Genomic DNA, 22,318 nt, shown 5'->3' with positions numbered 1-22,318 from the left:
CTGCTCCGCGCGCGGGTCCCGATCGACGGCCATTCAGTGCCTGGGCCGGTTCGCACCTGGACGGTCTCAAGTACCATGTGCTCACAGCTTACCGCCCCCGCCGGTGATGCCGTCAGGCCGACCATGCCGGTTGCGGCGATTACAGCCGCCATGACCCCAGCCATGCGTTTACGCATTACGGTCTCCATGTTTGATTGTCGTGGTCATGATCAATCCAGCATGGGCGAGTGGGTGCCTTTGGCAGGAGCTTGCCACTGGTGCCATGTCGGTGCATGACGGCCAACGCTGTTGTCTCACCCGGTGCGACAGCGGAGCCCCGGTCGTGATCGACCGAGGCTCCTCCGAGCATGGGAAGTCCTACGCCTTGACGCGCACGTCCTTGCGGAAGTTGGCGGCCTTGTCGGCGGCGCCGCTCAGGTCCGCGCCCTTGCCGGCCATCGCGGACGCCATGTCGGCGTAGATCACGACGCCGATCGTACTGTGGTCGCCCCAGATGCAGATCGGCACACTCATCTTGCTGGGGCCGCCAGACGAGGAGTCGCCCTCGAACTTGGTCTCCTGGCACTTGAGGACCGCGCCGTCCAGAGCGCTGGGCGTGAACGCCTCAGGGCTGCCCACGAGTTCACCGGTGTCCGAGGAGTCCTTGCTCGCCTCCTTCTTCATGTCGGCGAACATGGCGTCGACGACCGACTCGGGGTCGTCGATCTCGCCGTAGACGCCCATGAAGTTAATCATCTGTGCGGAGAGCGGGTTGCTCTCGTCCCCGGCCTGGTATCCAGCGCTCACGTCCTTGGCGTTCTTCACGCCGTGGTCTTCGGCTTCCTTGACGTCGTCCTCGCTGAAGCCACCGCTGTCGGCGCTGTCGGACTTCTTGAACTCTTCGTTGAGCACCTTCGCCGGCGTAGTCAGCTTGTGCGGCCCGTCGTCCGCGATGTCCGATCCACCGCTCCCGCCGAGCACGAAGTACGCGCCCACCGCGACCGCCGCCACCACGGCGACCGCGCCCAGGATGATGCCGACCTTCTTGCCGCCGCCGCCGGAGACGACCGGCGGCTGCGGCACCGTCGGGTAGGGCTGCTGGCCGTACGGGGCCTGCTGGCCGTACGCCTGCTGCTGGCCGTACGGCGGGGTCTGGGGCGGAGCGCCCTGGGGGGACTGCTGGGGGTACCCGTAGCCCGGCTGCTGCGGCGGCGCCTGCTGCGGGTAGCCGTAGCCGGGCTGGGGGGCGGCCTGCGGCGGCTGCTGGCCGTAGGGGCCCGGCTGGCCGTACGGTCCGGGCTGCTGGGGCTGCCCGCCGTACGGGCCCGGCTGGTTGTAACTCATGGTCTGGGTTCCCCTCCAGATGCTTATGTGTTTCAGACATCCTGGCGCAGACCTGAGGTGCACAACGCATCGGGGGTGGTGAGCAGGTAGCCGTCAGGGACACGCGAGTGTGTTCTGGCGTGCAGGAGTGAGTCTCCGGCCAGCGGCAGGAGCGCTCCCGGGGGAAGGGAACGGAAGTTCTTGCATCGAATGCGTGACCTTTGCAGGTGGTGGTCGTTGGGTGTGGTGACGGGCTTTTGCGGTACTGGGGTGGGGGTGACGGGGTGGGTGGTCTGCGGGAGTTGGCGGCGCCGTTCGTGGTGCCCGGCCCCTCGGGGGTTGCGGTCCGTACCCGGCTCAAGGGTCTGTCCGCCGGGGACGAGAAGGTTCTCCGGCTGGTCGGTGACCATCTGGGGTCGCTGGCCTCCCGAGATCTGAAGGCGCGGTGCGCGGCTGGGCTGGAGCACGATGCCGAGGCGTGGGCGGAACGCAAGCGGGTCCTGACGGCCGAGTCGTCCTCGCGCTGGGCGGGCTCGGTCACGAAGGCCACCCATGACCAGTGGGCGCTGGCCCGGGGTGGTCAGCTCGCGCACATCCAGAGCCTGGAGGCGGGCGTGCGGACCGTCGCCGACCGGCTGTCCCTGCCGGTCGGACAGAAGGGCAGCAAGCGTGCTCCGGGCGGCTACCACAGCAAGCAGGAGTGGTTCGCCAAGTCCCGGCGTCTGCATGTGCTGGAAGACCGGCTTCAGGCGGTGCGGGCCGACCGGGAGGCCGGGATGGTGCGTGTGGTGCGCGGCGGCAAGCGGCTGCTGAACACCCGCCACCACCTGGGGCAGGCGCAGCTCACCGAGGAGCGGTGGCGTGCGCGGTGGCAGGCGGGGCGCCGTTTCCTCCAGGCCGACGGGGAGTCCGGCAAGCGGTACGGCAACGAGACCATCCGGGTCACTCCCGGCGGCGAGGTGTCCATCAAGCTGCCCGCGCCGCTGGCGCACCTGGCCAATGCCCCGCACGGCCGGTACGTGCTCACCTCGCGTGTGGGGTTCGCGCACCGGGGCGAGCAGTGGGCCGACCGCATCACCGCGAACCGGGCCGTCGCGTACCGCATCCACGAAGACGTGGGCCGGGGCCGCTGGTATGTGACCGCCTCGTGGACGATCCCCCCGGCCCGGACCATGCCGCTGGAGGCAGTCCGAGCGGGCGGCCTGGTCGGGGTGGACACTAACGCCGATCACCTCGCCGCCTGGCGCCTCGATGCCCATGGCAACCCCGTCGGCGCACCACTGCGCTTCGACTACGACCTGTCCGGCACTGCCGATCACCGCGATGCCCAGATCCGGCACGCCCTGATCCGTCTGCTGCACTGGGCAAGACGTCACCACCTCGCCATCGCGGTCGAGGACCTCGACTTCGCCGCGGACAAGACCCGGGAGAAACACGGCCGCCAGAAGCGGTTCCGCAAGCTGATCTCCGGCCTGCCCACCTCCAGGCTGCGAGCCAGACTCCTCAGCATGGCGGCCGAACTCGGCATCCCTGTCATCGCCGTCGACCCCGCCTACACCTCCCGCTGGGGCGCCCAGCACTGGCACAAGCCTCTCACCCACAAGACCAGGAAACCCACTCGTCACCATGCGGCAGCGGTGGCGATCGGAAGGCGCGCCCTGGGGCACCCGATCCGGCGACGGACGACACCGCCCCGTACCCACCAGAGTGATGGGTACGGGCATCGGACCGTCCAGGCCGAACCGGTGGCCCCGGGGCGTGAGGGAACCCGCCCCCGCGTCCCCGGACCACGGACCACGGACACGATCCGTGCGCGCCGGACGCGGACCGAAAGCGGTCGACCAGAACGCCCAACACCGTTCGGGGCGTCCGGCTGAGCATGAGCTCCGGGAACAGGACTCATTCCCTCAGTCTTTAGGAACGGTCACACCGTTACCGAAGAATCCGGTTTCGGGACCACCCCGTGACACCTCTAAACTGAGCGCGTGACCGAGAACGCTCAGCAGCAGCCTCCAGCGCCCGCCACCGATCTGCCGACCCAGTACGCGCCGGCCGATGTAGAGGGGACGCTGTACGAGCGCTGGGTGGACAAGGGTTACTTCGCGGCCGACGCCAAGAGCGACAAGCCCGCGTACACCATCGTCATCCCGCCGCCGAACGTCACCGGCAGCCTGCACCTCGGGCACGCCTTCCAGCACACCCTCATGGACGCCCTGACCAGGCGTAAGCGCATGCAGGGTTACGAGTCCCTGTGGCTGCCCGGCATGGACCACGCCGGCATCGCCACCCAGAACAAGGTCGAGCAGCAGCTCGCCGAAGAGGGCAAGTCCCGCCACGACTTGGGGCGCGAGGAGTTCGTCGAGCGCGTCTGGCAGTGGAAGGAGGAGTACGGCGGCAAGATCCTCGGCCAGATGCGTCGGCTGGGAGACGGCGTCGACTGGAGCCGTGAGCGGTTCACCATGGACGAGGGCCTGTCCCGCGCCGTCCAGACCATCTTCAAGCGGCTCTACGACGACGAGCTGATCTATCGCGCCGAGCGCATCATCAACTGGTGTCCCCGCTGTCTCACCGCGATCTCCGACATCGAGGTCGAGCACCAGGAGGACTCCGGCGAGCTGGTTTCCATCCGGTACGGCGAGGGCGAGGACAGCCTCGTCGTCGCCACCACCCGCGCGGAGACGATGCTCGGTGACACCGCCGTCGCCGTCCACCCGGACGACGAGCGGTACAAGCACCTCATCGGCAGGCAGATCAAGCTGCCGCTGACCGACCGCTCCATCCCGGTCGTCGCCGACACCCACGTCGACCCGGAGTTCGGTACGGGCGCGGTCAAGGTGACCCCGGCGCACGACCCGAACGACTTCGCGATCGGCCAGCGCCACGACCTGCCCTCCATGACGATCATGGACGAGCACGGCGTCATCACCGTCCATGGCCCCTTCCTCGGCCAGGACCGCTTCGAGGCCCGCTCCGCCGTCGTCGGCGCGCTGCGCTCGCAGGGCCGGATCGTCGCCGAGAAGCGGCCGTACACCCACTCCGTCGGCCACTGCTCGCGCTGCAAGACCACGGTCGAGCCGCGGCTGTCCATGCAGTGGTGGGTCAAGGTCGCGCCCCTGGCAAAGGCGGCCGGTGACGTGGTCCGCGACGGCCGGGTCAAGATCCACCCCGAGGACATGTCGAAGCGCTACTTCGACTGGGTCGACAACATGTTCGACTGGTGCATCTCGCGCCAGCTCTGGTGGGGACACCGCATCCCGGTCTGGTACGGCCCGAACGGCGAGACGGTCTGCGTCGGCCCCGACGAGGAGCCGCCCACCGGCGAGGGCTGGATCCAGGACACCGACGTCCTGGACACCTGGTTCTCCTCCGGCCTGTGGCCGTTCTCCACGCTCGGCTGGCCCGAACAGACCGAGGACCTGCGGAAGTTCTACTCCACCGACGTCCTGCTCACCGGCCACGACATCATCTTCTTCTGGGTCGCCCGGATGATGATGTTCGGCCTCTACGCCATGGACGGCGAGGTCCCCTTCAAGACCATCGCGCTGACCGGTCTGGTCCGCGACGAGCGCGGCAAGAAGATGTCGAAGTCCTTCGGCAACGTCGTCGACCCGCTCGACTGGATGGACAAGTACGGCTCCGACGCGCTCCGCTTCACCCTCGCGCGCGGTGCCAACCCCGGTACCGACGTCCCGATCGGCGAGGACTGGGTCCAGGCCTCCCGCAACTTCGCCAACAAGATCTGGAACGCCACGCGCTTCGCGCTGATGAACGGCGCCACGGTGGAGGGTCCGCTGCCGGAGGCGTCGAAGCTCTCGGCGACCGACCGCTGGATCCTCGCCCGCCTCAACGAGACGGTCGAGCAGGTCGACGCGTACTACGAGGACTTCCAGTTCGCCAAGCTCAGCGATGCCCTGTTCCACTTCGCGTGGGACGAGGTCTTCGACTGGTACGTCGAGCTGTCCAAGACGACGTTCCAGGCGGGCGGCGAGCCGGCCGAGGTCAGCAAGCGGGTCCTGGGTGAGGTCCTGGACGTCACCCTGCGCCTCCTCCACCCGGTCATCCCGTTCGTCACGGACACCCTCTGGACGACGCTGACCGGCGGCGAGTCCCTCGTCATCGCCGACTGGCCGAAGGACAGTGGCTTCCGCGACGACGCCGCCGAGCGCGAGATCGAGCTGGTCCAGCAGGTCGTCACCGAGGTCCGCCGGTTCCGCGCCGACCAGGGCCTCCAGCCCGGCCAGCGCGTCCCGGCCCGCCTCTCCCTCGACGGCACGGCGCTGGCTCCGCACGAGGCCGCGATCCGTCAGCTCCTGCGCCTCCAGCCCGAGGGCGAGGGCTTCGCGGCCACCGCGACCCTGCCGGTGGCGGGCGCCGAGGTCGCCCTGGACCTCTCCGGCGTCATCGACGTCGCCGCCGAGCGCAAGCGCCTCGCGAAGGACCTCGCGGCGGCCGAGAAGGAGAAGGCCCAGGCCACGGCCAAGCTCGGCAACGAGGCGTTCCTGGCGAAGGCCCCGGACCAGGTGGTGGACAAGATCCGCGGTCGCCTCGCCAAGGCGGACGAGGACATCGCGCGCATCGCCGCGCAGCTGGACCGGTTGCCGAAGGCGTAGCCGTTGGCAGGCAGGCGAAGGCCCCGGTGCTCCTTCTTGGGCGCCGGGGCCTTCGGCCGGCCTGGGCGGGGTTTCGCTCACCGGTGCTTGCCGGGTGGGCGCAGCTGAGTAGGGGCGACTTGAAGCCGCCGGATACCGAAGGGGCGCGAGGAACTGCGCGAGCAACCGCCACGCACCCTCAGCCGCCACACAACCCGCACCCACGAGCTACAAGGCGCCCCGGCCCGGCGGAGCCCCACCCGTAGACTGGCCCCGTGAGCGAACGCAGTGACCAGCAGCCCGACCCGATCGACCCGATCGACCCGTTCGAGGAGATCATCGCCGCGGAGACCGACCGGGATCCGGACCTCGCGGTGATCGAGGCCGGCAGCCGCACCCTGCGTGCCCAGGGCGGCGCCCCGCAGGCCGACGTACCGGCGCGCCCCACGGACCCCGCCGTCGACAAGGCGCTGCGCGAGGTCGAGACCGACCTCGCGACCCGCTGGGGCGAGACCAAGCTGGAGCCCTCGGTCACGCGGATCGCCGCGCTGATGGATGTCCTGGGCGAGCCGCAGCGGTCGTACCCCTCCATCCACATCACCGGCACCAACGGCAAGACCTCCACCGCCCGCATGATCGAGGCCCTCCTCGGCGCCTTCGAACTGCGCACCGGCCGGTACACCTCCCCGCACGTCCAGTCGATCACCGAGCGGATCAGCCTCGACGGCGCGCCGATCTCGGCGGAGCGGTTCATCGAGACGTACGAGGACATCAAGCCGTACGTCGAGATGGTCGACGCGAGCCAGGAGTACCGGCTCTCCTTCTTCGAGGTGCTGACGGGCATGGCGTACGCCGCCTTCGCCGACGCGCCCGTCGACGTTGCCGTCGTCGAGGTCGGCATGGGCGGCACCTGGGACGCCACCAACGTCATCGACGGCGACGTCGCCGTCGTCACCCCCATCGACCTCGACCACACGGACCGGCTGGGTACGACGCCCGCCGAGATCGCCGTCGAGAAGGCCGGGATCATCAAGCAGGACGCGACGGTGATCCTGGCGCAGCAGCCCGTGGACGCGGCGCAGGTGATGCTGAAGAAGGCCGTGGAGGTCGACGCGACGGTGGCCCGGGAGGGCCTGGAGTTCGGCGTCGTCTCGCGGCAGGTCGCCGTCGGCGGGCAGATGCTCACCCTGCGCGGCCTCGGCGGCGAGTACCCCGAGGTCTACCTCCCGCTGCACGGCCCGTACCAGGCGCACAACGCGGCGGTCGCCCTCGCCGCGGTCGAGGCGTTCTTCGGCGTCGGTTCGCAGCGCCCGGAACCGCTCGACGTGGACACGGTCCGCAAGGCCTTCGCCGCCGTGTCGTCGCCGGGCCGGCTGGAGGTCGTACGGCGGTCCCCGACCGTCGTGCTCGACGCCGCCCACAACCCGGCGGGCGCCCGGGCCACGGCCGAGGCGGTCGGTGAGGCGTTCGACTTCAGCCGGCTGATCGGTGTGGTCGGGGCGAGCGGCGACAAGAACGTACGCGGTCTCCTGGAGGCCTTCGAGCCGATCTTCGCCGAGGTCGTGATCACACAGAACTCCAGCCATCGGGCGATGGACGCCGACGAGCTGGCAGGGATCGCGGTCGAGGTGTTCGGCGAGGAGCGGGTGCAGGTCGAACCGCGGCTGCCCGACGCCCTGGAGGCGGCGATCACACTCGCCGAGGAAGAGGGCGAGTTCGCGGGCGGCGGCGTCCTCGTCACCGGTTCCGTCATCACCGTCGGCGAAGCCCGGCTGCTGCTGGGGAAGGGCTGAGTTCCAAGACATGCGTACCCTCTGTGCTTCGACCCTGATCGGCGAGTTCTTCGTGATCGGCTTCGCAGGTCTGGTCGCCATGAAGGATCCGGACCTGACCATGTCGACGGTCTGGACGGTCAGCGGCATCGCCATGGGGCTGTGCCTCCTGCTGTGCGGCCTGATCACCCGGCCCGGTGGTATCCAGCTGGGCTGGGTGCTCCAGATCGGCCTGATCGCCTCCGGGTTCTTCGTCCCGACCATGTTCTTCATGGGCGCGCTCTTCGCCGTCCTGTGGTGGGCCTCGATCCACTTCGGACGGAAGATCGACGAGGCGAAGGCCCGGTTCGCGGCGCAGGCCTCCACCGGCAGCGAGGCCGAGGCCGGCGCCGGAGCCTCTTGAGGCCGAGCCCCGGCCTGGGCTTCCTGACGCTGCGTAACACACTGTCGGACTCGCCCTGTAGCCTCTGAGCTCCGCACCCTTGTGAAATGAAGGAGTCACCACCGTGAGCCAGCGCACCCTCGTCCTGCTCAAGCCCGACGCCGTCCGGCGTGGCCTGACCGGCGAGATCATCAGCCGTATCGAGCGGAAGGCCGGCTGGCAGATCACCGCGCTGGAGCTGCGGACCCTGGACCAGGACACGCTGGAGCAGCATTACGGCGAGCACAAGGGCAAGCCGTTCTACGAGCCGCTCGTCGAGTTCATGGCCTCCGGGCCGGTCGTCGCGCTGATCGTCGAGGGCGAGCGCGTCATCGAGGGTGTGCGGGCGCTGGCCGGTCCCACCGACCCGATCGCCGCCGCGCCCGGCTCCATCCGCGGTGACTACGGCGTGATCGTGCGGGAGAACCTGATCCACGCGTCGGACTCCGAGGAGTCGGCCGAGCGCGAGGTGAAAATCTTCTTCCCCGGGCGCGCGTAGGCACGTTCGCGACGGCGGGGCCGGTGCGTTCGCCCGCCCCCGCCGCACTTATTCTTCTGGAACATTCGGCCAACACCCGGCCACCACCCACACGGCCTACCCCCGCCTGACCTGCCGATCCCGCTGAAAACCCGGCCGTACGACGGCATATGCGCGGCGATCGGGGGAACGCGAACCCCTGATGGAACGTCTCCAGAGGCGAGGCGACGCATCGCATGCTCACAATGGCGAAGACCCTCGCGCAGTGTTCGTGCGGGCGAGACTACGATGTAAGCCTTCACGTCACAGCACCCACTTCGCCGACCCTAAAAAGCCTGAAACGCCCTCAAAAGCCGTCAGTGCTCCAGTTGGGAAGGCCAGACGAATCCTGATGGGGAACTCAATGTCGTTCATCGGCCGTGACATGGCTGTCGACCTCGGGACCGCCAACACGCTGGTGTACGTCAGGGGTCGCGGGATCGTACTGAACGAGCCGTCCGTCGTCGCGATCAACACCAACACCGGTGGCATCCTCGCGGTCGGCGCGGAGGCGAAGAAGATGATCGGGCGGACGCCGGGCAACATCGTTGCCGTGCGTCCGCTGAAGGACGGTGTCATCGCCGACTTCGAGATCACCGAGCGGATGCTCCGCTACTTCATCCTGAAGATCCACAAGCGGCGGTATCTCGCCCGCCCTCGGGTCGTCGTCTGCGTGCCGTCCGGCATCACCGGTGTCGAGCGTCGCGCCGTCATCGAGGCGTCCTCCCAGGCCGGCGCCCGTCAGGTGCACATCATCGAGGAGCCCATGGCCGCGGCCATCGGCTCCGGCCTGCCGGTCCACGAGGCCACGGGCAACATGGTGGTGGACATCGGCGGCGGCACCACGGAGGTCGCGGTCATCTCCCTCGGCGGCATCGTCACCGCCCAGTCCATCCGCGTCGCGGGCGACGAGTTGGACAACGCGATCATCCAGCACATCAAGAAGGAGTACTCGCTCCTCCTCGGTGAGCGGACGGCCGAACAGATCAAGATCACGATCGGTTCGGCGTACGACCTCGACGCTGACGAGCACACCGAAATCCGTGGCAGGGACCTGGTGTCCGGGCTGCCCAAGACCGTCGTGATCTCCGCGGGCGAAGTGCGGAAGGCGATCGAGGAACCCGTCAACGCCATCGTCGATGCCGTCAAGACGACCCTCGACAAGTGCCCGCCGGAGCTCTCCGGCGACATCATGGACCGCGGCATCGTCCTCACCGGCGGCGGCGCCCTGCTGCGCGGTCTCGACGAGCGGCTGCGCCGCGAGACCGGAATGCCGATCCATATCGCCGAGGACCCGCTGGACAGCGTGGCGCTCGGCTCGGGCAAGTGTGTCGAGGAGTTCGAGGCGTTGCAGCAGGTGCTCGACGCCCAGCCCCGCAGATGACGTAACACTTCGATTCCGCCGTACGGGACGTTCTCCTCTCGTGCGGCGGATCGTTGATATCGAGGCATAAGCTCCCACAAAGCGCCCCTGTCGTTCCCGTCTCGGGATTCCCAGGGGCTACCCGAATTCCCCAATTCCTGTCGAATTCCTATGAGGAAGGCACGGCCGCCGCACGTGAGGGACACACGAGAGAGCCGGCTGCTCCTGGTGCTGCTGATCGCCGTCGCGTTCGCGCTGATCACGGTGGACATCCGTGGCGGGGAGGACTCACCGGTCGACGGTGCCCGACGTGCCGCGGCCACCGTCTTCGGCCCGATCGAGGACGGGATGGCGACCGCCGTCGACCCGATCGGCAACGCCATAAGCGCCGTCCGTGACTCCGGCTCCCGCCACGACCGGCTCGCCGCGCTGGAGAAGGAGAACGCCGAACTGAAGGCGTCCCTCGGCAGCGACGACCGCAACAACAGCAGAGTCGAACAGCTCGACAAGATGCTGAAGACCGCCGCGAACGGGCAGTACGGCATCAAGGGCGCCGAGGTCATCGCCATAGGAGCGGCCCAGGGCTTCTCCTGGACCGTCACCATCGACATCGGCACCGACGACGGCATCACCCGCGACATGACCGTCCTCAACGGCAACGGGCTCGTCGGTCGCGTCACCACCGTCGGACCGAACACCGCGACCGTGCTCCTCGCCAACGACCCCGACTTCACCGTCGGCACCCGCATGGAGGCCACCGACGAACTCGGCTTCGCCTCCGGCCAGGGCGACCGCCCACTGCGCGTCGAACTCCTCAACGGCAAGGCCAAGGTGAAGGCGGGCGACCGCCTCGTCACCTTCGGCTCGCAGGCCGACAAGCCGTTCGTCCCGGGCGTCCCCGTCGGTGTCGTCTCACGCGTCGACCCCTCCGGCGGCGACCTCACCCGCACGGTCTACGTCAAGCCGTTCGTGGCCTTCACCCAGCTCGACATCGTCGGTGTCGTCGTCCAGCCGCCCCGCAAGGACCCGCGCGACACCGTCCTGCCGAACAAGCCCAAGGCCACGCCCACGCCGACCGTGACCGTGACGGTCACACCGGGCGCGGACGCACCGGGCGACGGCACCGACGGCCAGCCGCAAGAGCAGTAGGACGTAGGACAGTAGGAGCTGAACCCCTCATGCGCTTCAACCGGATGCTGCTCTCCACCACCCTGGTGATCGTCGCCCTGGTGCTCCAGGTGAGTGTCCTCGCCCGCCTCCATCTCCCGGGCGCCGTACCCGACCTGGTGCTCCTCACCGTGCTCGGCCTCGCCCTGGTCTACGGCCATGTCGGCGGCGCCCTGATCGGCTTCGGCGCCGGACTGCTGTCCGACCTCGTGCCACCCGCCGACCACGCGGCCGGACGGTACGCCCTGGTCCTCTGCGTCATCGGCTACCTCGCGGGCCTGGCCAAACCCGAGACCGGCCGCCTGAAGTCGGCGACCGGCCCGATGGCCGTGGTCGTCGTCGCCGCGCTCGGCTCCACGCTCCTGTACGCCGGTGTCGGCGCCCTCGTCGGTGACGACGCGGCCCGCCATGTCGGCCTGCCCAGCCTGCTGTTCACGGCCGCGTTGTACGACCTGCTGCTCGCGCCCTTCGTCGTCCCCGGCGTCATGGCGCTCGCCCGGCGTGCCGAGAACGACCCGCTCGGCGAGACCAACAGCGCCAGCAAGGCGTCCGACGTCTCCTCCGGCTGGCTCTCCTCCGGCACCGGCCTGCGCATCGGCAACCAGCGCGGGGGACTCCGCCTCAAGGCCGCGCGATCACGGATGGCGAGGGCGGGGCGCATCAAGGGGGTCAAGCGGCTGTGACGGCACGGCACATGACACCTGGGGCGGATGCGGGAACGGACGTGGGAACCGATCACTGCCGAGCGGTGTACCCCATGTACCAGCACACTGCACACGACTCACAGACGCTCCACCCGTACATGCACCACCCGTACATGCACCACCCGTACACGCACCACGCGCACACGCACTGAGAGGGGGAGGCAGGCAGTGACCAACATCCCGGAGACCGGGCGGACCCCACGGGTCCAGATCCGGCTCATCATCATCCAGATCCTCGTCTTCTCCCTCCTCGGTACCCTCGGCGGCCGCCTGTGGTACCTCCAGATCCGCGAGGGCGACGCCTACGCCAAGGAGGCCTCCGGCAACCACGTCCAGCAGGTCGTGCAGCCCGCCGTGCGCGGCTCGATCCTGGACGCGCGCGGAGTGCCGATCGCCGACAATGAGACCCGCCTCGTGGTCTCCGCCTCCCGCACGGACCTGCTGAAGATGGACGACGACGGCAAGGCCGTCCTCACCAAGCTCGCCGGCGTCCTGGACATGAAGCCCAAGGACGTCATGGACAAGGTCCGCCTCTGCGACTCCGAGACGCCCCAGCCCTGCTGGAACGGCTCGCCCTACCAGCCGATCCCCATCACCGACGAGGCCACCCCCAAGCAGGCCCTGCAGATCCGCGAACGCTCCGAGGACTTCCCCGGCATCACCGCCGAGCCGCAGGCCGTCCGCCGCTATGCGAGCCCCGGCGGCTCCAAGACCTCGCAGGTCCTCGGCTATCTCTCGCCGGTCACGGACGAGGAGATCACCAAGGCGCAGGACACCGACTCGCCGTACCTGCGCTCCGACCAGGTCGGCCGCTCCGGCCTGGAGCGCCAGTACGACAAGGAGTTGCGCGGCAAAGCCGGCGTCACCCGCTACGAGGTCGACAACCTCGGCCGGGTCATCGGCGAGGCCGAGGCGGACCCCGCGCAGCCTGGCGCCAACCTCGTCACCAGCATCGACGCCCGCGTGCAGCGCATCGCCGAGTACGAACTCAACGAGGCGATGAAGGAAGCCCGCAAGCAGAACGACCGCAACACCGGGACGAACTACAAGGCGGACTCCGGCGCGGTCGTCGTGATGGAGGCCAAGACCGGCCGTGTCGTCGCCATGGCCTCCAACCCGGACTACGACCCCAACGCCTGGGTCGGCGGCATCTCCGCCAAGGACTACGCCAAGCTCACCGGCAAGAAGTCCAACTACCCGCTGCTGAACCGCGCGATCCAGGGCCAGTCGGCCCCCGGCTCCGTCTTCAAGGTGATCCCGACGGCCGCCGCGGTGAACGCCGGCTACTCCTTCAACGGCCCGTACGAATGCTCCAGTTCGTACTCGATCGGCGGCCAGGTCTTCAAGAACTTCGAGTCCCAGAGCCATGGCGCGATCAGCCTCGGCAAGGCGCTGGAGGTCTCCTGCGACACCGTCTTCTACCGCCTCTCCCACGAGGAGTGGAAGCGCGACGGAGGCATCAAGCCCAAGAAGGGCGCCAACGACTGGTTCTACAAGACCGCCCATCAGTTCGGCCTCGGCGCCGAGACCGGCATCGACCTGCCGAACGAGGTCACCGGCCGCATCCCGGACCGCCAGTGGAAGCAGAAGTACTGGGAGGACAACAAGGACGCCTGGTGCAAGTACGGCAAGAAGGGCGGCTCGTACGCCGAGCAGATCGCGTACGAGAACTGCCTCGAAGGCAACCGCCTGCGTGCCGGTGACTCCGTCAACTACTCCATCGGCCAGGGCGACACCCTCGTCACCCCCATCCAGATGGCCACCATCTACGCGGCCATCTCCAACGGCGGCACTCTCTACGACCCCACCGTCGGCAAGGCGATCATCAGCGCCGACGGCAAGAACGTGCAGGAGATCGCGCCCAAGTCGCACGGCAAACTGCCGATGACGAAGAAGACCCTCAACGAGATAGACGAAGCCCTTGAGGGAGTCGCGACCCGGGGTACGGCAGCCTGGCGCTTCCAGGGCTGGCCGCAGGACGAGATCCCGATCCACGCCAAGACGGGTACGGCCGAGGTCTACGGCAAGCAGACGACCTCCTGGTTCACCACGTACACCAAGGACTACTCGATCGTGATGACGATCTCCCAGGGTGGTACGGGTTCCGGCGCCTCGGCGCCCGCCGTGCGCAAGCTCTACAACGCGCTCTACGGCGTCTCCGAGGACGGCAAGATCGACAAGAAGAAGGCGCTGCTGCCGACCCCGCAGAAGGGCCTGCCGAAGATCGAGTCCGACGGCTCGATCGACGCCCCGAAGCTGGAGAACTACCCGCCGAAGAAGTCGAAGAAGGAGGCCGCCGAGGACGACACCCAGGCGGTCGCCGCAGGGTCCGGCGCCCGGCCGGTGTCCTTCGACATCCCGGCGGCGATCCTCGACACGCGTGGCGGCGGCACCAACCGCGCCGCACGCCGACGCGAGGATCGCGGTCGACGGCGTACGGGCGGCGGCGGAGGCCGTTGTGGCAGTGGCAGTGGCAGTTGCGGTGTGAGGGGACGGAGGAGGTCCGGATGACTGGCAACACCTTCTCCGTCTCCGGGTACGGGCCCGAACGCACCGGCTGGACCCGGCTGTTCGCCCGTGACTCGCTCGCCCGCCGGCTCGACTGGCCGATACTGCTCTCGGCCCTCGCGCTCTCCCTGATCGGCGCGGCCCTCGTCTACTCGGCGACCCGCAACCGCACCGAGCTCAACCAGGGCGACCCGTACTACTTCCTCCTCCGGCATCTGCTCAACACCGGTATCGGCTTCGCCCTGATGGTCGGCACGGTCTGGCTGGGCCACCGCACCCTGCGCACGGCCGTGCCGATCCTGTACGGCATCTCGGTACTGCTGATCCTGCTGGTGCTCACCCCGATGGGCGCGACCATCAACGGCGCGCACGCGTGGATCGTCGTCGGCGGCGGATTCTCGCTCCAGCCCTCCGAGTTCGTGAAGGTCACGATCATCCTGGGTATGGCGATGCTGCTGGCGGCCCGGGTGGACGCCGGCGACAAGCTCCACCCCGACCATCGCACGGTCGTCCAGGCCCTCGGTCTGGCCACGGTCCCGATACTGATCGTGCTGCTCATGCCCGACCTCGGGTCGGTCATGGTCATGGTGGTCATCGTGCTGGGCGTCCTGCTCACCTCCGGCGCGTCCAACCGATGGGTCTTCGGCCTCATCGGGACCGGCGCGATCGGCGCGATCGCCGTCTGGCAGCTCGGAGTGCTCGACGAGTACCAGATCAACCGCTTCGCGGCCTTCGCCAACCCCGAGCTCGACCCGGCCGGTGTCGGCTACAACACCAACCAGGCCCGGATCGCCATCGGCTCCGGCGGGCTGCTCGGCACCGGGCTGTTCAAGGGCTCGCAGACCACCGGGCAGTTCGTGCCGGAGCAGCAGACCGACTTCGTCTTCACGGTGGCGGGAGAGGAGCTGGGGTTCGTGGGCGCCGGGCTGATCATCCTGCTGCTGGGTGTCGTCCTGTGGCGGGCCTGCCGGATCGCCCGCGAGACCACCGAGCTGTACGGCACGATCGTCGCCGGCGGCATCATCGCCTGGTTCGCCTTCCAGTCCTTCGAGAACATCGGCATGACCCTCGGCATCATGCCGGTGGCGGGCCTGCCGCTGCCGTTCGTGTCGTACGGCGGCTCGTCGATGTTCGCGGTGTGGGTGGCGGTGGGGTTGCTGCAGTCCATTCGGGTACAGCGCCCCATGTCCGCGTAGGGCTCCGCGCCCCGGGAAGGGGCGCGGTGGTCTGCCGCTTTGCTGAATATGCGACTAGATTCAGTTCATGGCGGACACCAAGCGTGAGATCGAGCGGAAGTACGAGTCCGACGAGAGCGGCCTGCCGGACCTCACCGGTGTGGCCGGGGTCGCGACCGTCATCGACAAGGGCGTGGCGGAGCTGGACGCCGTCTACTACGACACCTCGGACGAACGTCTGGCCGCCGCCTCCATCACCCTGCGTCGCCGCACGGGAGGCAAGGACGCGGGCTGGCATCTGAAGTTCCCCGTCTCCTCGGGCGTACGGGACGAGATCCAGTCCCCGCTGTCCGACACGCTGCCCGACGATCTCGCGGGGCTCGTGCGTTCGCGGGTCAGGGGGGCCGAGCTGGTCCCACGGGTTCGTCTGCTCTCCACACGCGACGTCAGGGACCTGCTCGACGCCGACGGAGCCCTCCTCGCCGAGGTCAGCGTGGACGCCGTCGTCGCCGAACGGCTGACCGAGGACGGCCGGACCGCCCAGTGGTCCGAGATCGAGGTGGAGCTCGCCGACGACGGCGACCCGGCCTTCCTCGAGAAGATTGACAAGAAGCTGCGCAAGGCGGGGGTGCGGCCGTCCGACTCGCCGTCGAAGCTGGCCCGGGCCCTGCGGGAGACGGCTCCCAAGAAGGGCAAGAAGGGCCAGAAGAGCAAGGAGGGTAAGCAGCGGGGGAAGCAGGGTGGCGAGCGCGGCACGGCCGAGGAGCCGGTCGGCGAGCCCGTCACCCCCGGGGACCACGTTCTCGCTTATGTCCGCGTCCAGCGTGACGCCATCGTGGAGCTCGATCCCGCTGTCCGCCGTGACGTCTTCGACTCCGTCCACAGCATGCGGGTCGCCACGCGCCGGCTGCGCAGCACCTTCAAGTCGTTCGGGAAGGTCCTGGACCGGGCCGTCACGGATCCGATCGGCGAGGAGCTGAAGTGGCTGGCGGGGGAGCTGGGCGTCGACCGTGACCAGGAGGTGCTGACGGAACGGCTCATCGAGGCCCTGGACGACCTCCCCGAAGGCCTGGTGACGGGCCCGGTCCGCACACGGCTGCGTACCTGGGCGGAGAAGGACGGCGGCAGCGGCCCCCGGCCCGAGCTGATCGAGGCACTGGACGGGCAGCGGTATCTGGAGCTGCTGGAGTCCCTCGACGCCGTGATCAAGGACCCGCCGCTGCTCAAGGCCGCCGGGGGCGATCCCGAGAAGGTGATCACCAAGGCGGTCAAGAAGGACTTCGCCAAGGTGGCGGCCCTGGTCGAGGAGGCCCTGGCACAGCCGTCGGGCGCCGACCGGGACGTAGCCATGCACGAGGCCCGCAAGAAGGCCAAGCGCACCCGGTACGCGGCCGAGGCGGCGGGCCCTCTCCTCGGCAAGCCGGCCAAGGAGATCGTCAAGGACATGAAGTCCCTGCAGACCCTCCTCGGCGACCACCAGGACAGCGTGATGACCCGCGAGGCCCTGCGCGAGATCGCCTTCCAGGCACAGGAGGCGGGGGAGAGCGCCTTCACGTACGGGCTGCTGTATGGCAGGGAGGAGCGGCGGGCGGAGCTGGCGGAGGGGGCGCTGCCGGAGACGTGGGCGAAGATCAGCGCCGACATGCCGTTCTGACGGCCGGGTGGGACGGGAAGCCGGGCGTACGAGGGGTGTCTCCGGGGGCGTTACGCTAGATGGTCACCCCTGTCAGCTCACGAAGGTAATCCCCGCGATGTCTGTCGAGTCGGTCTTCCCACAGCTTGAGGCCCTGCTCCCGCATGTGCAGAAGCCGATCCAGTACGTGGGCGGTGAGCTCAACTCCACCGTCAAGCCCTGGGAGTCCTGCGACGTCCGCTGGGCGCTCATGTACCCGGACGCGTACGAGGTCGGGCTGCCCAACCAGGGCGTCATGATCCTCTACGAGGTGCTGAACGAGCGCGAGGGCGTGCTCGCCGAGCGCACGTACAGCGTGTGGCCGGACCTGGAGGCGCTGATGCGGGAGCACGGCGTTCCGCAGTTCACCGTCGACAGCCACCGCCCCGTGAAGGCCTTCGACGTGTTCGGCCTGTCCTTCTCCACGGAGCTGGGCTACACCAACATGCTCACCGCCCTGGACCTGGCCGGGATCCCCCTGGAGTCCAGGGACCGCACGGTCGACGACCCGATCGTGCTGGCCGGCGGTCACGCTGCCTTCAACCCCGAGCCGATCGCCGACTTCATCGACGCGGCGATCATCGGCGACGGCGAGCAGGCCGTGCTCGACATGACCGAGATCATCCGCGCGTGGAAGGCGGAGGGCCGGCCGGGTGGCCGCGAGGAGGTCCTGTTCCGCCTCGCGAAGACCGGCTCCGTCTACATCCCGGCGTTCTACGACGTCGAGTACCTCGCGGACGGCCGTATCGGCCGCGTCGTACCGAACAGGTCGGGTGTCCCGTGGCGGGTGTCGAAGCACACCGTCATGGACCTGGACGAGTGGCCGTACCCCAAGCAGCCGCTGGTCCCGCTCGCCGAGACGGTCCACGAGCGGATGTCGGTGGAGATCTTCCGCGGCTGCACGCGCGGCTGTCGCTTCTGCCAGGCGGGCATGATCACCCGCCCGGTCCGTGAGCGTTCCATCACCGGCATCGGTGACATGGTCGAGAAGGGCCTCAAGGCGACGGGCTTCGAGGAGGTCGGCCTCCTCTCGCTCTCCTCCGCCGACCACAGCGAGATCGGCGACATCGCCAAGGGCCTGGCGGACCGGTACGAGGAGGACAAGATCGGTCTGTCCCTCCCCTCGACGCGTGTCGACGCCTTCAACGTGGACCTGGCGAACGAGCTGACCCGCAACGGCCGTCGCTCCGGCCTCACCTTCGCGCCCGAGGGCGGCTCCGAGCGCATGCGCAAGGTCATCAACAAGATGGTCTCGGAGGAGGACCTGATCCGGACCGTCTCCACCGCGTACGGCAACGGCTGGCGCCAGGTGAAGCTGTACTTCATGTGCGGCCTGCCGACGGAGACCGACGAGGACGTCCTCCAGATCGCCGACATGGCGACCCGAGTGATCCAGAAGGGCCGTGAGGTCTCCGGTTCCAACGACATCCGCTGCACGGTCTCGATCGGCGGCTTCGTCCCCAAGCCGCACACCCCGTTCCAGTGGGCCCCGCAGCTCTCCGCCGAGGAGACGGACGCCCGCCTGGAGAAGCTCCGCGACAAGATCCGCGGCGACAAGAAGTACGGCCGCTCCATCGGCTTCCGCTACCACGACGGCAAGCCGGGCATCGTCGAGGGCCTGCTCTCGCGCGGTGACCGCCGTATCGGCGCCGTGATCCGCGCGGTCTACGAGGACGGCGGCCGCTTCGACGGCTGGCGCGAGCACTTCTCGTACGACCGCTGGATGAGCTGCGCGGACAAGGCGCTGGCGGACTTCGGCGTGGACGTCGACTGGTACACCACCCGCGAGCGCACCTACGAGGAGGTCCTCCCCTGGGACCACCTCGACTCCGGCCTCGACAAGGACTGGCTCTGGGAGGACTGGCAGGACGCCCTCGACGAGACCGAGGTCGAGGACTGCCGCTGGACCCCGTGCTTCGACTGCGGCGTGTGCCCCCAGATGGACACCCACATCCAGATCGGCCCCACGGGGAAGAAGCTGCTGCCGCTGTCGGTCAAGCAGCCGGCGGGAAGCGGGCACAGCCACTGACCGCTCGCTGTCCCATGCCTTGAGCGGCCGTGGCTGTGAAGGGCTCGGGCGACGAGTGGCTCGGGCCATGAGTGGCTCGGTTCATGAGGGGTGCTCGGAGGGCCGGTCGGCCTTCTCCGGGCACCCCTTTCAGCGTGCTATCGCTTGGTCACGCGGGGCGTGACGCTGGTGCCGCCATTGGTGATGTTGTCCGACGGCTGGAGGTCGACCCTGAGCCAGGGCTGCGGGTTGCCCTGCTCGTCGTCGCAGTCCAGCGTGGCGTGGGGCTGCGTGTCGACCGGCACGCAGGTGGTCTCCCAGATCTGGCCCACGGTGGTGACGACGTTGAACTTGACGAGGCTCTTGTGGTCGCTCTTGTGCTGGCCCTTGTTCTCGCCGTTGTCCTTGGCCGTGTTCGTGCCCGTGTTCGTGCCGTGGTTGTGGCCCGTGCTCTGAGCGTGGCCTTGGCCGTTGTTCTGGGCGGCGTCCTGGGTCTGGCCCTGGCCGTTGGTCTGGCTTGTGCCTTGGCTGTAGTCCTGGGTGTGGCCTTGGCCGTTGGTCTGGCTTGTGCCTTGGGCGTGGCCTTGGCTGTAGTCCTGGCCGGCGTCCTGGGTCTGGCCTTGGGTGTTGCTCTGGCCCGTGTGCTGGTTGTTGTTCTGACCCGTGCCCTGGTTGTTGTTCTGACCCGTGTGCTGGCTGTTGTTCTGACCCGTGCCTTGGCTGGTGCCCTGGTTCTGGTTCTGGCCGTTGCCCTGGCCGTTCTCCTTGCCCGTCTCCTTGTGACCGTGTCCGTAGCCGGACCCGTGGGTGTTGACGGAGACGCCGCAGACGAAGCCCACGGGGCGGCCTCGTGAATCAGTGCCGCCTGAGGGGAAGTTGGGGTGGCTGCTGAGGTCGGTCCACAGGAACGGGTGGTCGACCGTGCCCTGGAGATCGCGGATGCCCGCGAAGACCCGTCCCTCGGTCAGTACGGCCCGGAACTCGAACTTCTTCGAGTCCTGCACCGCGTCGATGTCGGCGCAGGGGCCCGTGGCGCCGGTCGTGCCGGGGGCTCCCGTGGCTCCCGTGACGCCGTTTGCTCCTGCGGGGCCGGTGGGGCCAGTGGGGCCGACGATGCCCTCGGGACCAGCGGGTCCGGTCGGGCCGACGATGCCGTCCGCCCCCGTGGGGCCGGTCGGGCCGGTGATGCCCTGAGGGCCGGTGGCACCCGTCAAACCTGTCGCGCCCGTGGCGCCGGTCACCCCCGGCGGACCGGTCTGACCGTTCGGCCCTTCCTCGCAGTGGTGGCCGCCGTCGCCGAGTGCCGCGGCGCGGTTCTCGTGCTCCGCGTCCACCCAGCCGGACTGCGATCCGTCCTGCCCGCCCTGCTGCTGCTCGCCCTGCTGCTGGTTGTGCTGCTGCCCGTCGTGCTGCTCGCCGTGCTGCTGTCCGTTGTGGTGCTGGTTGCCTTCCTCGTCGGCGGGAGGGCACCTGTCGTCGCCGACCCTCGTCACGGCGGAGGGCTCGGTCACGCTTCGCGCCGCCGCGGTCGCGGGGCCGGCCATTCCGGCCGTGACTACCAGCGCGAGCGAGGCAAACGTGCTGACCTTGGTGATCCTGTCGCGGGCCAGCGGGCCTATCAGCGAGATCGTCCTGCGCTCAGGACTCATCTATATGCTCCTTGTTTCAACCGGTTTGGGGCTTTTCCCCGCACTCGATCGTGAGCCTCGCCTCTGCCCATCGAGCCGACCAGCGCGCTGGCCCGGACGTGGACGTAGATCATCAAATCGGCCTAAGCGGGTGTCACGTGTGGGCTAATGCGGCGTTGCCGTCGGTCATTTGTGAGATATGAGGGGGTATGTCGCGCGCCCGCTCGGGTGGCGCTCCAACTTCCCCGGGACCGGTGAGGCCGTGAAGCCGCAGACCATCTGCCTCTGCATGATCGTCAAGAACGAGGCGCGGGTGATCGAGCGGTGCCTCGCCTCCGTCCGCCCCCTGATCGACACCTGGGTCATCTCCGACACCGGCTCGACGGACGGCACCCAGGACCTGATCCGCAAGGCGCTGGACGGCATCCCGGGCGAACTGCACCAGGACACCTGGGTCGACTTCGGGCACAACCGGACGCGGAACATCCAACTCGCCCGCGGAAAGGCCGACTTCCTGCTCACCATCGACGCCGACCACGTACTGCGCCAGGACGCGCCGCTGCCCCTGCTGACGGCCACCTCGTACATGCTGCGCTACGACACCCCGGGTACCCAGCACCGCTTCAAGCACCTGATGCGGGGGGACCGGCTCTGGCGTTACGAAGGCGTCACCCATGAGTACCCGTGTACCGACGAGCCCGATGTGCAGGAGAACCTGGACGCGATCGTCATCGAGGACCACGCCGACGGCGGTTGCCGGGCCGACAAGTTCGAGCGTGACGCACGCCTGCTCAGACGGGAGCTCCAACGCGACCCCGCCAACCCCCGCACCGTCTTCTACCTGGCCAACACCGAACGTGACCTGGGCCACGCACGGGAGGCGATCGAACTGTACGAGCGGCGCGCGGCGATGGGCGGCTGGGCCGAGGAGGTCTACTGCTCGCTCCTCGAGGCGGGAATCCTCAGGGCGGAGCAGGAGGACGACTGGCCGGGGGCCATGGACACGTTCTCCCGAGCCTGGGAGTCGCGTCCCGTGCGACTCGAGGCCTGCTACGAGTTGGCCTCCCGTCTGCGCCTCCGCCGCCGCTATCACACCGCGTACGCACTTCTCGTCGACGTCGTGGGCCGGCGCGCACCGGACGATCTGCTCTTCACCAAGCCCTGGATCTATCGGTGGGGACTGCTCTTCGAGTTCTCCATCACCGCCCACTGGGTGGGTGACCACGCAGCCGCCCTCCAGGCGTGCGACAGCCTCCTGGCCATGAGGGACCTGCCCGAACGCGTCCGCCGCCAGGTGGAGATCAACCGCGAGTTCTCCGCACCGCACGCCGCGTCCCTCCCGAAGCTGTCCACCGTGGTGCGCCGCCCCAAGGCCGCACGGGCCGACAAGCCCGCCCAGTCCGCGCAGTCCGTCAAGTCGGCCAAGTCGGCCAAGTCCGGGAAGACTTCCGGGCGCAGGCGGTAGGAGCGTCGGCTGATTCGACGGCGCGGA

At 68.8% G+C, this 22,318-nt stretch carries 14 protein-coding genes and 1 pseudogene; 13 read left to right on the top strand and 2 right to left on the bottom strand.

Annotation, left to right across the window (positions count from 1 at the left end; genetic code table 11):
- Window positions 1–357: 357 nt before the first annotated feature.
- Window positions 358–1,323 carry a hypothetical protein gene (locus ACWD26_RS26150; RefSeq protein WP_451274047.1) on the bottom strand — a complete coding sequence of 322 codons (966 nt, stop codon included), beginning with the start codon at window positions 1,321–1,323 and terminating at the stop codon, window positions 358–360.
- Between the two features lie 263 nt (window positions 1,324–1,586).
- Between ACWD26_RS26150 and ACWD26_RS26145 the strand changes: the two are divergent.
- The 12 genes and pseudogenes from ACWD26_RS26145 to ACWD26_RS26090 all read left to right on the top strand — a co-directional run bounded on the left by ACWD26_RS26145 (window position 1,587) and on the right by ACWD26_RS26090 (window position 19,219).
- Window positions 1,587–3,220, top strand: a pseudogene (locus tag ACWD26_RS26145) (IS200/IS605 family accessory protein TnpB-related protein).
- Window positions 3,221–3,287: 67 nt separating this feature from the next.
- On the top strand, window positions 3,288–5,912 hold the full coding sequence (locus ACWD26_RS26140; RefSeq protein ID WP_451274045.1) for a valine--tRNA ligase: 2,625 nt from the start codon (window positions 3,288–3,290) through the stop codon (window positions 5,910–5,912).
- Between the two features lie 254 nt (window positions 5,913–6,166).
- Window positions 6,167–7,684, top strand: coding sequence for a bifunctional tetrahydrofolate synthase/dihydrofolate synthase (folC, locus tag ACWD26_RS26135; protein WP_451274043.1), 1,518 nt, complete (start codon window positions 6,167–6,169; stop codon window positions 7,682–7,684).
- 10 nt (window positions 7,685–7,694) lie between these two features.
- On the top strand, window positions 7,695–8,066 hold the full coding sequence (locus ACWD26_RS26130; protein WP_451274042.1) for a DUF4233 domain-containing protein: 372 nt from the start codon (window positions 7,695–7,697) through the stop codon (window positions 8,064–8,066).
- A 103-nt stretch (window positions 8,067–8,169) separates the two neighbouring features.
- Complete coding sequence (gene ndk, locus ACWD26_RS26125; protein ID WP_057615965.1) at window positions 8,170–8,583, top strand: nucleoside-diphosphate kinase; 414 nt, start codon at window positions 8,170–8,172, stop codon at window positions 8,581–8,583.
- 382 nt (window positions 8,584–8,965) lie between these two features.
- The gene (locus tag ACWD26_RS26120; protein ID WP_005479350.1) at window positions 8,966–9,985 is read left to right on the top strand and encodes a rod shape-determining protein; all 1,020 of its coding nucleotides are present in this window, start codon (window positions 8,966–8,968) and stop codon (window positions 9,983–9,985) included.
- Between the two features lie 174 nt (window positions 9,986–10,159).
- Complete coding sequence (mreC, locus tag ACWD26_RS26115) at window positions 10,160–11,113, top strand: rod shape-determining protein MreC (RefSeq protein WP_451274039.1); 954 nt, start codon at window positions 10,160–10,162, stop codon at window positions 11,111–11,113.
- Window positions 11,114–11,142: 29 nt separating this feature from the next.
- Complete coding sequence (mreD, locus tag ACWD26_RS26110) at window positions 11,143–11,814, top strand: rod shape-determining protein MreD (RefSeq protein WP_451274037.1); 672 nt, start codon at window positions 11,143–11,145, stop codon at window positions 11,812–11,814.
- 189 nt (window positions 11,815–12,003) lie between these two features.
- On the top strand, window positions 12,004–14,346 hold the full coding sequence (gene mrdA / locus ACWD26_RS26105; RefSeq protein ID WP_451274035.1) for a penicillin-binding protein 2: 2,343 nt from the start codon (window positions 12,004–12,006) through the stop codon (window positions 14,344–14,346).
- Window positions 14,343–15,539, top strand: a complete 1,197-nt coding sequence (gene rodA, locus ACWD26_RS26100) for a rod shape-determining protein RodA (protein WP_451274033.1) — start codon at window positions 14,343–14,345, stop codon at window positions 15,537–15,539. Before mrdA ends, rodA begins: the two co-directional genes overlap by 4 nt.
- A 67-nt stretch (window positions 15,540–15,606) precedes the next feature.
- Window positions 15,607–17,172, top strand: coding sequence for a CYTH and CHAD domain-containing protein (locus ACWD26_RS26095; RefSeq protein ID WP_451274031.1), 1,566 nt, complete (start codon window positions 15,607–15,609; stop codon window positions 17,170–17,172).
- A gap of 97 nt (window positions 17,173–17,269) precedes the next feature.
- Window positions 17,270–19,219 (top strand): TIGR03960 family B12-binding radical SAM protein, encoded by a 1,950-nt coding sequence (locus ACWD26_RS26090; RefSeq protein ID WP_451274029.1) that lies wholly within the window; start codon window positions 17,270–17,272, stop codon window positions 19,217–19,219.
- 137 nt (window positions 19,220–19,356) lie between these two features.
- On the opposite strand, the gene ACWD26_RS26085 is transcribed toward ACWD26_RS26090, so the two are convergent.
- The gene (locus tag ACWD26_RS26085; protein WP_451274027.1) at window positions 19,357–20,847 is read right to left on the bottom strand and encodes a collagen-like protein; all 1,491 of its coding nucleotides are present in this window, start codon (window positions 20,845–20,847) and stop codon (window positions 19,357–19,359) included.
- Between the two features lie 241 nt (window positions 20,848–21,088).
- On the opposite strand from ACWD26_RS26085, the gene ACWD26_RS26080 reads away from it, so the two are divergent.
- Window positions 21,089–22,291: a glycosyltransferase gene (locus ACWD26_RS26080; protein ID WP_451274025.1), complete on the top strand. Its 1,203-nt coding sequence runs from the start codon at window positions 21,089–21,091 to the stop codon at window positions 22,289–22,291.
- Window positions 22,292–22,318: the final 27 nt, after the last annotated feature.

It is taken from the genome of Streptomyces sp. NPDC002787 (genome assembly GCF_053592095.1).
This window is presented reverse-complemented; position numbering and strand designations above follow the sequence as displayed.